This is a genomic window from Mucilaginibacter gossypii (assembly GCF_900100945.1).
Classification (GTDB): domain Bacteria; phylum Bacteroidota; class Bacteroidia; order Sphingobacteriales; family Sphingobacteriaceae; genus Mucilaginibacter; species Mucilaginibacter gossypii.
Map to the genome: position 1 here is coordinate 44841 of NZ_FNCG01000017.1, position 12017 is coordinate 56857.

Here is a 12017-nt window from a genome sequence, read left to right on the forward strand (position 1 = left end):
CTATTGTAAACAAACACATTTAAGCTACCTCAGCAAGGTTACATACCCTTTTTTAACCTCAACCTGTCCATCGCCCATGGTATAGTTGCACAACCAGTAGTAAACACCTGTAGGCACAGGTTTCCCGTTATAATTGCCATTCCAACCATCATATATACTTTCCGACTCAAATAACCGCTGGCCCAGGCGGTTAAAAACCTTGAGTTTATACGCTATGGGATTACTGCTTTGATTAGGCCTGAATAAGTCGTTTACGCCATCGCCGTTGGGTGTAAAAGTGTTAAAAAACGTAACCGGCTCACATGAATCCTGCGTTATCATAATATCCAATTCCGTAATGATGCAACCCTGCTTATCCAGCAGGACAAAGTGGTTGGTGCCGGCGCTGAGGCCCCTTATTGTTTCATCGGGTGTATAACTTTGGCCGCCATGCTTGATAGCGCCGATAGCTACCCCTTCTACATAGGTGTTAAACTTTATCTGCCCCGCTAACGTACAAATCGCGTTTTTAGCGGTATATGATACATAGGGTTTGGTCAAAGTAAAATCGGGTACGGTAACTTGTTTTTCAGCCTGGGATCCGCCAGATGAAATGATTACTAATTGATAGGTACCCGGTAGCATCCTGTTAAAAACGCCGGTAGTGTTGCTTATACCGTTTAAGCTATATGTATAATTATCCGGATGAGCTGCTGTGAGCACGGTAACATTTGCTTCGCCGTAAAAGTCGCATTCGGGTTTGATGACAATATCATTTACAACAATTGGCGGACATACTTCCTGTACGAGGGTACAATCTTTTTCGTAAAGCAAACAGCCGTTTGGTGTTATAATTGAAAAGTGATAAACACCCGGGATTAAATCTGCGAAAACATGGTCAATGGGGTAAACCGCGTTGTTATATTTTATCCGGTACAACGCTTTATCGGCGTTTATTTCCAATTTAATCGACCCCGCGATATCACAAATCGGATCCGTTTTATTAAAAGTTACAACGGGGTCTTGTAGTGAAAAATCAGGAATAGTGAATGGAGATGTTTTAGGCTCCTCACCACCATTTGAGGTAATAGTAACCTGGTAATTACCAGGAAGCAGGTTATCAAAAAAACCCGTTGTGTTACTTTCTCCGGTATTAAGTTTGTAAGTGTATTGATTTCCGTGCGGGGCACAAATAATTTCGGCCCGCCCTTTATTCACCACATTGCACTCCCGGGTTACGTCGATGCGTTGAAGCGTAATTACCGGTATTTCACCTGTTTCAACAGTACTGCCAGCATCATAAACGGAATAAGGCAGCGAACCAGCCGTACCTTTTAATAGCATATTTTTCAGGTCGAGTTCGATAAGCTCCGACCTTCCCCCTTGATCGTCAATAGCGTATACCCTTACAGCCCCATTGGAAACTACCGATGTTAAACCCAATATATACCGGTCTGTAATAGGTATTACTAATTTACTTTGAGACGGATCATCGAGGGAGACTTCAACAATGCCACTATAGCTTGCCATGTATAGCTTGTCGTCATAAAACACGAGGTCGCCTGAAGCCCCGTACGGCATAATTCCCAGGTTAACAAGCACAGGATTTTTAGGATCGAGTTTGTACAGCGAGTTCCCACCAGCCATGTACAGGATCCCGTTCTTATCAACTGTCATTGAATTTACAGGGGGTATCGACGCCAAATACTGGCAATTAGTTACCTGGGGTGTATTACCTCCGGTTATATCGGCTACATTCAATCCAGCGAAAAATTGGGTAATATAGATATAATAGATCTTATTACCCCACAGCGCAATTGAAAAATAACCCGACCCGCAACCGTTAACATTTTTTGAAACCGGGCCATTAGGGGTAATGGTTACCTGTTGTAAAATTCCCTGGTCGGTAGCGGCATAAAACTGCTGTGCGTACCCTTTAACAAAAGTTAAAAGTATAACACTAAACAGCAATGCAGCTCTTTTTAGTAAAAGGTTTAAGTTAATGATATGTTCAGGCACAATAGTATGACCCAAATATACAGTATTACTAATATCTACACCGTATTAAGTGCAATTAATAATTAGCATATTACAAGCTTATCCCAAGCCTTATTGCCGATTTTGCCTCAGTACCTCCATTGTATGATACGCCATACATCAAACGGATATTAAGATATTGTAAACCAAAACCCAGTTCGGTATAGTTTTTAAGCGTGGGCGTATAAAAGTAATTTACATCGACAATTTCCTGTAGTTTAAACTTGCGAATCAGCGGGATCTTATTGGTGATGAAACCCGAAAAGTTGTGTTCAAAATGCCCTTCAAGATATTTATCAGGCGTACTGAAATCGTAGTAATCCAGCAAGAGAAATCGGTTTAACCTCGGCTTGTATGAAAGCACCTCGTTGCCTGCAAAGTGGAAATAATCGGGGAAGAATACGCTCTTAGCATTCAGGAATTTACCGGCTCCTATAAAAAATGAGCTGCTGCCATAAAAACCCATACTAATATCTGCCTTTGAAATCTCGGCGCTGATTTTATCATAATTAACATCCGAACCTAATACATTGCTGATACCTTTAGTGTAGTTTAAACTGATGGTTGGATATTTGGATGGCAGATAGCGCCTGCCCGAAGGATAGGTTTCGTATTTATTGCTGAAATCATAACTGGCCTGCAGGTTTACGGTGAGCGACTGATTTTCGGCGAACAACAGCGTATTATGATCAGGATCCAACGGGTTATTGGATGTAAACTGATGCGAGTGTGGATCAAATACACTAAATGAAGCTGTATTTAACAGTGCCTTACGGTTAGCCCATTCAACGGAGGCGCTGCCGCGCAGCCCTCCTGTTATCCTGCCCGAAAGTGAAGCCAAAGCAAACTGCTTTTGATATAGTTTTTTAAAGTTTTGTTGCGAAAGCAGACTGTGAACCGTATTCACAAAGGTTGACATAGGCGCCTGGCTATTTAGATCGACTACATCCGAACCTCCGCTTAAACTCAATGTAAAACGCTGCATTACTGGTAAGGCAACACCTCCCGAGCCATTTAACAGGTGATTGGAAAAGCCATACCGCACTTTGCCATTCAGCATAAAATAGCGGTTGTTTACGGTATCAATCAACTTGCTGTATGATGCGCCGTAATCAAAAGCCAAACCTTCTACTGTGTTATAAAGCAGGGAGCCGATGATTGGATCGTAATGAAAATATTCTTTTTTGTATCGATTGCGGGTATTGATGCCGGTGAAAAGCAGGTTTACCGGTTTAAATTTATTGTTGGCTTTATCCAGGGAGTCGAGGTACTCTTTTGATTCCCGTTTTTTGGCGAGTTTATCTTTATTGGTATAATCGGTAACCTCTTCGGCGGTAAGCGGGATTGGCCGGGCCTGGTTCCAATAAGTTGAGTCTTTGCTGATGCCTTTGGTGATCCGGAGCACTTCGTTAAAATCGGCTTTGTTCAGCGCAGGGTCGAGGTTGTAGTTTTTATAGATCGAAATAAAGTAACCTCCTAATTTAAATCCGAACAAACCTCCTGTAAATTCAAATTTAACAGAGGATGTCATCCAAATCTTTTCGCTAACAGGGAAAAACTGCTGGTTAATTTTAAGGGTATCAACAAAATTAATATTAGCCCTTTTGGTAATGTAAAGCTGCAGCCCGTAAATGCGCCAGCTATCATCCAAAATATAAATATATCCCTCAAAACATGGGTCGTGCAGCCGTTTAGGGCTTACCTGGATCTTGTTAATAGTTTCGCCATTTTCAACCGAAGTACCTATGTACCTGTAGTTATAATAAAACATGGCGTTATCAGCTACCGGCGATACCAGCGGGCGGTTGCTCAAGCCCCGCCAGGTTTCATAGTTCTGGTAAAAATTAACCGCCATATCCGATGCCCGGTTAAAGCTAAACGCCCGGTTACGGCCCGACACTTTTGACGACACCTGTTCCTCATGCACCTTATCGGGCCTTATAAAGCTATATTTTGACTCTGACTCAGAAAGGTAAACTATCCCGCGGCGATTTGAATCAAGGCCGGCTTCACTGGTAGCTTTTTGCACATCAAAACCCATAAAAGTTTTTGGGGCGGCCAATAGTTTTTGTAAGCCTTTGATGTAGATATCGCAGGTATAGGCTTTAACTTCGTTAAGATAGGTTTTCCGTTTTTTAATAGCCTTACGCATAATTGCATAAGCTGGATCTTCAGCCCCTGCATGCACAGTAACATCCTTAAGCTGGTAAGTTTCTGTTTGCAGGCTGATGTTGATAACCTGGTTAGCCGCAAGGTCAACAATTTTGCTTTGCTGGGCATAGCCAACTGCTTTATATTGAATTTCCCGCATGCCGGCATTTAAACGCAGCAAGTAAGTTCCTTCGCTGTTGGCAGATACTCCTATAGTAGTATTTTTTATAAAAACGGATGCAAAGGGGACGGGCTTACCTTCCTGGTTGGTTATTTTACCGCTAATGCTGAATTGCTGGGCATATGAAGAAAAATTGAATATTAAAAATAACGCAACTAAGGCTGGCTTCATTAAGCAGATGTTTATGCTAAGATGAAACTTATTAATTGATTGTTACAGCACTAAATTGTTAAATAATGTGAAAAGACACTCGGTTAGGATGCCTTTTTCTTTGATGTATCTTTGCTGCCAAGAGGCGGGTGTGGCTTATTTTTGATGTTCCAATCCTTAATATCAACCAGGCCTGGCTTTGTTTGATAATGCGATTTGCTTTTAGGGCACCTCACAATAAATTTACCTTTAACCTGTTCTATAACCGGCCTTTCGCCGCATTCCTTACAGAGTTCACAAAAGATATTTTCTTGTATAGGTATAAATTTTTCCATAGTAAATTACTCGAACATTAGTACGTTTAATTAATTATGGGGCCCTTTCGGTAATACAAATAACGTAATTTCTGAGCTCAAAAAATAAAATTCCTCACTAATAAACAAAAATAAACAACACAGGAATGCTTATTTTATCAGTGCAAGTAAATCTTCATCGCTGATAATAGGTATATTAAGTTTATTAGCTTTTTCTAACTTGGCAGGGCCCATATTTTCACCTGCGACCAGGTAATTAAGTTTAGCCGATATACTGCTCAATATCTTGCCACCGTTTTGTTCAATGATATCTTTCAGCTCATCACGCGAAAAGTTGCCAAATGTTCCCGATATAATAAAGTTCATTCCGGCAAGCTTTTCACTGGCCAGTACAACTTCTTTTTCTTCGGCAATAAATTGCAGGCCCTGCTCCCTTAGTTTTTGTATTTCCTGCCGATGGATTTCACCTGCAAAATATTCGATTATGCTTTGAGCTATCCGTTCGCCTATCTCTTCGGCAGCCGTAAGTTCTTCAACCGAAGCTTCCATTAATTTATCTATCGATTTAAAATGAAAAGCCAGCTTGCGGGCCACTGTTTCGCCTACATAACGGATGCCCAAACCAAACAGCACTTTTTCGAAAGGCATTTTTTTGGATGTTTCAATACCATCAAGCATATTATTGATCGATTTTTCGCCAAAACGGCCCAACTGTTTCAATTCGGCAGCATGGGTATGCAGCTCATAGATGTCGCTGATGTGGTTTATGAAGCCTCTGCTATATAAGGTTTCGATAGTTTCATCACCCAGCCCATCAATATTCATCGCTTTACGGCCAATGAAATGCTGCATCTTTCCAACAATCTGCGGCGGGCAGCCTTCATCATTGGGGCAATAAAACGCAGCTTCGCCTTCCTTGCGCTCAAGCGGAGTATCGCAGGCCGGACAGGTAACACGGTAAACAACAGGCACGGCGTCGGCCTTACGTTTTTCTGGGTTTACGCTAATGATCTTGGGGATAATTTCGCCGCCCTTTTCAACAAAAACTGTATCACCCTCATGCAGATCAAGTCGGATGATCTCATTGGCGTTGTGCAGCGTCGCGCGTTTTACCGTAGTACCTGCAAGCAGTACAGGCTTTAAATTGGCCACCGGGGTTACAGCACCGGTACGGCCTACCTGGTAAGTCACTTCAAGAAGCTCAGTCTCTACCCTTTCGGCCTTAAACTTGTAAGATATGGCCCAGCGCGGCGATTTGGCGGTAAAGCCAAGCTCCTGCTGCTGTGAGTAATTATTTACTTTAATAACAATGCCGTCAATATCATAGCTCAGGTTAAAACGTTCCTTATCCCATTTATTAATAAATTCCAAAACGCAATTAATATCCCCGCAAAGCTCACTATGCTCATTGGTATGGAAACCCCAGGTTTTAACAGCCTGCAGGCTTTCCCAATGGGTTTTAAATACAGTTTTTTCGGTATACAAAAAGTACAGGAAGCAATCAAGCGGGCGTTTGGCCACCTCTGCCGAATCCTGCATTTTTACTGTGCCTGAGGCAAAGTTACGGGGATTAGCATAAGGAACCTCCCCGCTTTCGATACGTTCATTATTCAACCTGTCAAAAGCTTTGCGGTGCATGAACACTTCACCGCGGATGTCAAAATAACCGGGGTAGCCTTCGCCGTGTAAACGTTTAGGTATGGTATGAATGGTTTTAATATTGGTGGTAACCTCGTCACCCTGTACACCATCGCCGCGGGTAACGGCCCGTACCAGTTTGCCGTCTTCATAAGTGAGGCTCATGCTCAAACCATCAAACTTAAGCTCACATACGTACTCAAAGTTATCACCAATGGCTTTGCGTATCCGCTGATCAAAATCAAATAGTTCCTGTTCATTATAGGTATTGCCCAACGATAACATCGGCCAGCGGTGCCTAACGGTTACAAATTCCTTGGTTATATCACCGCCTACTTTTTGTGTTGGCGAATCAGGGTCAGCAAACTCCGGGTATTCTTTTTCGAGTTTATTAAGCAACTCCAGTTTTTTATCAAAATCAAAATCAGAAATGGTTGGCATGGCCAGCACATAGTAGTTGTAATTGTGCTGTTTAAGTTCGGCGGTTAATACCTCTATTTGTTTTTTTGTTTCAGCTGATGACATAGGTACGAAGGTAATAATTTAGTTTATTTCATCCTTTTTACCGCGGTAAATACCAGCTTTAGGTAATAAAGTTTTTGTTGCCGGTAATAACAATAATTAGTATATGATATTTCATATAATACCTATAAAATAAATATGATAATTCTCTTTCATAAACGCGGCGCACATAGTAGATTTATCAAACAAAAACTACATCGAATGAAAACACTAAAAATCCTGATCCTGTCCGTATGGTTGATGCCTTTTTTGGCAACCGCGCAAACAAAACCACTAAAACATGCCCACAACCCTGCTGCAAACCATCACAAACTGCCGGTACGGGGTATTACTTATGATGACTTTAAAAGCTCGGTTGCTGATTTTGCCGACACCAGCAGTAAAAAAGCCCTTGCCGATTCGGCCTGGCTGCTATGGAAAACCGAGAAATGGGACGCCCTCGAAAAATTCTTTACCGCCAACAACCTTAACGGCGGCTGGCCTCCAAACCGTGGAGCGGTAAACCTGGTTATAATCACTCTAAAAAAGGGTGTGTTGATTGACCGCTATGGCGGTTATAGCGATTCTACCGGCACTTTTCAGGATAAAGGCACTTTTGTATCGCCAAAAGGTGTACCTTTCCCTATGCGTGCTTTGCCGGATAATACCCTTAGCAAACCATACAAAATTTATAAGGTTTTAAAAGCAATAGCCAAAGTTAGGCAAGGCAAGATTATTCCATGGTTTGGCAAACCAGGCTTGGGTATCCAGTATGAAGTACCAGCCACTGTTAACGACCTGAAAGCAGGCGGTTACATTGAAGAAGTAAAACAATAAAAAACGCGATATATTAAAATATGATCACAAAATATGAAGTAACAAAATCATTGTTGTTTGATGGAGACGAAGCCGAGGTCATACATAAAACCTTTAAACTGCCTGCCGGTGATATAAAATTCGGTGATTTTGCCAATAACAATTTTGAAGATCTGCATAAGGTAATTACACCCGACGACTTTAAAACCATTGTAAAAACAGGCGGCTTTAATGCCGATTTTCTTAATTTATACAAGGGCAGCGAAAAGCTCAGGCTATATTATGCTAAAAAGGGGAACTCTATTGCTGTTTTTGCATATGGCGAGTTTCAGCCCACACGGTATAAGCTTTATTTTGAAGGCTTGTGGATGTTGTAATACCAGCTGTTTATACAACAAAAAAACCTGCTATAACTGGCAGGTTTTTTTTGATTATTATCTTCTTTAATTAATGGTCAGTACTTGATGTTTCGCTGGTAACACTCATAGGGAATGTTAAACCGCCCGGAACCTGCGGGTTATCTTTTATTTCGACAGTACCGTCAATGTTTTGCTTTAATTTTGAACTGGAGATCCAGCCGGTAGCCTTGTCAACAACAACATCAGCCACCATAGTGCCTTTCATATTGTATTTCATGGGCATATTACTAACGGTTTTATAACCGGCAGTATTATCTGTTTCAAGTGTGGCATTTCCGTGTATCACGTAGCTCTGTGGAGTGATATCAACCAGTTGATAAACAGATATGACCTTCGCGCTCATAGCACCTTCCAGGTTATTTTTAATTGTCCATTTATCATTTTTTGCCACAACCGTTTCGGGCAGCACCGACATAGCCATTTCCAGGTTGCTTTTAAGCGCTCCTGATCCAAACGATTGGGTTAACTGCGTTTTCAACTGCTCTTTCTTTTCGGCCGGTACCTCCTTAAAGCCATCTATCATAGATGTGATCATATTCTCGGCGTTCTCTATCGACCTGATCCGGCCACTTCTGGTTAGCGTTGCGGTAAACGGTTTATTGGTTATGCCCGACATGATCCTGGCCATAATATTTGTGGTATCCTTATTATCAGAATCAAAGGCTACATTACCCGTGGGCAGCTGCATTTTCATACCCACTTTGGTATAATTAACCTCCATATAATAAAGAGAATCATTAACATTTAATACTTTGAATGACATTTTGCCGTCAATCGCCATATCGATATTATTAACCTGACCGTTTATAGTTTGCTTTACAACAGAGTGCGCCGTGGTAGACAAGTAATAACTATTGCCTTTAATTAGTTTTAAAGCCGGTTTTACCTTCTGCCCATAACCTGTTACCGCTCCTATAGCCAGTAAACTGGCCATCAAAATTTTCTTCATGATTGGTAATATGTAAGCGCTAAATATATTATAATATCTCTTACAAAAAACTCAAAATTCCTAACAATTAATTAAAAACAAATTCGTTAACTTTATACTGCGCTCGGCTCTTTAATTTTTCACACACCTAATTTAGCGGAAAGAGAGGTTTTTATGTTACAGCAGATAGCATTTATACCACAGCACCAGTTTCATGTGCTGATCAATTTTTCGGGAGAAGATGAACGTATTTTGGCAATTTTACCCAACGACGCAGGGAATTTCCGTGTGATTTACCAGGGTAAGACAATTGCCGAACTTAACCTGAATAAGGACGGCTGTACCTGCTATAAGGGTAAGCTAAAGAAAAACGTCATGGCCCAGCTCGAGCATCAGATAAAAAATCATTACGCGTAAGCTGTTAATAAAAAAGAATTTGATAGTTCATGGGAGATAAACCCATGGTTCATAGTCCATGAGTTTATACCCGTGGACTATCAATTAATTTCCGCTGTTTTTAGCCAGCATGGCTTCTCTGATAAATTTAACCGGTGCACTGCCGTAACTCAAGAACTTTTCGTTAAACTCTTTCAGTTTATATTTATCCCCCATTTTTTGTTTATAGGCATCCCTCAAATCTATAATTTCTTTATAGCCGGTATAATAACTTGTAAGCTGAACACTGGTTACGCTAACGCGTTTCCATTTGCCATCAGCTTCGGCCTGTTGTTGGAAAGCTTCGCGGGTTAATAGCTTAATTGCTTCATCTTTGGTCATACTGCCGCTGTGAACACTATAATCCAAAATGGTGTTACATACCGAACGCAGGTTCCATTTATACCACATCAGCATCATTTCCGGCTCGTTATTGCCAAAGCCGTTCTCCAGCATCATTTGCTCGGTGTATACGGCCCAGCCTTCGGCCATGGCACCGTTACCAAACACAGCTTTGATGATACTTGGGGCTTTATTGGAGTATACACCCTGAACATAGTGCCCGGGCACAGCTTCGTGAATGCTCAGGATCTGTAAAATATAATTATTGTATTCACGCAGGTAGCTTTCGGCCTTTTCCTTGCTCCAGCCTGCCAGGCTGCCTACGTTATAGTACGAATTACCATTTTTATCGTACGGGCCAGGGCCGCTCATAGATGCTCCTGCCACACCCGCCATATAACCAGGCTCTTTACGAATGATCAATGGTTTTGACGGATCGAGCGTTAACAGGTCTTTAGCTTTAACAAAGGCATTAAGCTTTGGTATGATTTGTTCAATTGATGACTGAAAATCTTCAGGCTTTACATGCTTTGATGATAGGGTATCTATCAGCTGGCTTATCATCAGCAGACTATCGGCAGGTGCAGCCTGTTTACCAAAGTATTTTGGCCAAAGCTGCTTGCTGATCTTAGTCATCTCACGGTGAATGTATTTTTTACGTTCAACGGCAGCATTGTAGATTTTCTCGGCAGTGTTGGTAGCTACAATTTCGTATTTAAACTTATCCTCATATAAATCCTTACCCAGCCTGAAACTTCTTGGGCGATCATTTTTAAGCGCTTTAAGCCAATCGGCATAGGCTTTAATGGCAACAACGCTCTGCGCAGCCCTGTCGGTCATTAGCTTTTGCTCAGCTTTGGGGATATTTGTTTTCTTAAGCGAATCGGCAAAGTCTTTTCCTATTACATCAAGCCCACCCAGATTTTGCTCAATAGCCAAACTGGTAAGTTCAGCTACCGGGTTTTTAATCTGCTTTTGGGCGTCTTTATAATACTGCGGAATAAACGACATACGCTGATAAAAATGACGCAGACGTTTAGGCAAAGGCTCATAGTGCTCGTTCAGGATGTAAGCGAACGTGCCGATAACGTTATATGACGATGGGTCCCACTCATATTGTTTTAACTGGCGCACCTGCCATTGCAGGTATTCAAGCTGATTTTGCAGAATCTTGTAATCTATTTTATTAGCTTCAGACAGGGTATTTACCTCAAAGCGACTCAATGAATCAACCTGGTATTTGGCAAAGGTCACCAGCTTATCGCGGCTTTGCTCATTTGGAAGCACCATCAGGCTGTCGTATTTATGATACCCTGCAGAGGTAGCCCAATCGGGGTTCAACTTCCAGAAGTTATCCAGAAACGTGTTCTCGTATTTAATAAAAGCTTCATCATCCTTCCCTAACAATGGGCCGGTGCCGCTGCCCCCATCTTTTTTACAGCCGATAAAGGCAACCATGAATAAAACAACGGCGAGTGCTAATTTTAAGAATATGTTTCTGACCACAACTGATGAGTTTTACAATGAAGCATAAACTTAAAACTTTTAAGCCAAATAAATCAAACCGGCGACGAATTTGTTACTTTAACAAACATTTGGCCCCAGGCTCTCTAAAGGGGATGCGTAACTAACTATTATAATTTTGATTTACCTATGAATAACGAACACCAGGTTTTATTTGATGAGATCACTCATTTACTACGGGGCGGCAACGCACATGCTGATCTGAAAAAAGCGCTCGATGGTTTACCGCCCAATCTTCGTGGGGTTAAAGTTGATAAACTTCCTTATACTATATGGCAACTGGTTGAACATATCCGGATAGCCCAGTGGGATATGCTTGAATTTAGCAAAGACGGCAGCCACGAATCACCAAACTGGCCCGATGATTACTGGCCAAAAGAGCTTGCACCCAAAGATGATGCAGCATGGGATAATAGCCTTGAACAGATTGACAGTGATTTGGAAGAGCTAATAGAAATGGTGAAAAGCGAGGATATTTATAAAAAAATTCCGCATGGCGATGGGCAAACTATACTCCGGGAAGCGTTACAAGCAGCCGATCATAACGCTTACCACATTGCCGAGATCATCATGATCAGAAGGTTATTAGCGGCCTGGTAATT

The 12017-nt window shown here is 41.6% G+C and carries 10 protein-coding genes; 4 read left to right on the forward strand and 6 right to left on the reverse strand.

What is annotated here, in order from left to right:
• Positions 1–24: 24 nt before the first annotated feature.
• The 4 genes from BLS28_RS24400 to ligA all read right to left on the reverse strand — a co-directional run bounded on the left by BLS28_RS24400 (position 25) and on the right by ligA (position 6975).
• A complete protein-coding gene (locus BLS28_RS24400) occupies positions 25–2013 on the reverse strand; it encodes a T9SS type B sorting domain-containing protein (RefSeq protein ID WP_218134507.1) in 1989 nt (662 codons plus the stop codon).
• Between the two features lie 55 nt (positions 2014–2068).
• Positions 2069–4519: a DUF5686 and carboxypeptidase regulatory-like domain-containing protein gene (locus tag BLS28_RS24405; protein WP_091173781.1), complete on the reverse strand. Its 2451-nt coding sequence runs from the start codon at positions 4517–4519 to the stop codon at positions 2069–2071.
• Positions 4520–4602: 83 nt separating this feature from the next.
• Complete coding sequence (locus BLS28_RS24410; RefSeq protein WP_091173785.1) at positions 4603–4833, reverse strand: hypothetical protein; 231 nt, start codon at positions 4831–4833, stop codon at positions 4603–4605.
• 129 nt (positions 4834–4962) lie between these two features.
• On the reverse strand, positions 4963–6975 hold the full coding sequence (ligA, locus tag BLS28_RS24415; RefSeq protein ID WP_091173788.1) for an NAD-dependent DNA ligase LigA: 2013 nt from the start codon (positions 6973–6975) through the stop codon (positions 4963–4965).
• 198 nt (positions 6976–7173) lie between these two features.
• Between ligA and BLS28_RS24420 the strand changes: the two genes are divergently transcribed.
• A complete protein-coding gene (locus tag BLS28_RS24420; RefSeq protein WP_176844555.1) occupies positions 7174–7788 on the forward strand; it encodes a TNT domain-containing protein in 615 nt (204 codons plus the stop codon).
• A 20-nt stretch (positions 7789–7808) separates the two neighbouring features.
• Entirely contained in the window at positions 7809–8144 is a 336-nt protein-coding gene (locus tag BLS28_RS24425) for a hypothetical protein (RefSeq protein WP_091173795.1), read from the forward strand.
• A gap of 70 nt (positions 8145–8214) precedes the next feature.
• Here the strand turns inward: BLS28_RS24425 and BLS28_RS24430 are convergent, their stop codons facing one another.
• On the reverse strand, positions 8215–9135 hold the full coding sequence (locus BLS28_RS24430) for a DUF6263 family protein (RefSeq protein WP_091173798.1): 921 nt from the start codon (positions 9133–9135) through the stop codon (positions 8215–8217).
• 153 nt (positions 9136–9288) lie between these two features.
• On the opposite strand from BLS28_RS24430, the gene BLS28_RS24435 reads away from it, so the two are divergent.
• Positions 9289–9531, forward strand: a complete 243-nt coding sequence (locus BLS28_RS24435; protein ID WP_091173800.1) for a hypothetical protein — start codon at positions 9289–9291, stop codon at positions 9529–9531.
• A gap of 84 nt (positions 9532–9615) precedes the next feature.
• Here BLS28_RS24435 and BLS28_RS24440 read toward each other — a convergent pair whose 3' ends face one another.
• Positions 9616–11397 carry a DUF885 domain-containing protein gene (locus tag BLS28_RS24440; protein WP_256337526.1) on the reverse strand — a complete coding sequence of 594 codons (1782 nt, stop codon included), beginning with the start codon at positions 11395–11397 and terminating at the stop codon, positions 9616–9618.
• A gap of 147 nt (positions 11398–11544) precedes the next feature.
• Between BLS28_RS24440 and BLS28_RS24445 the strand changes: the two genes are divergently transcribed.
• Positions 11545–12015: a DinB family protein gene (locus BLS28_RS24445; RefSeq protein ID WP_091173807.1), complete on the forward strand. Its 471-nt coding sequence runs from the start codon at positions 11545–11547 to the stop codon at positions 12013–12015.
• Positions 12016–12017: the final 2 nt, after the last annotated feature.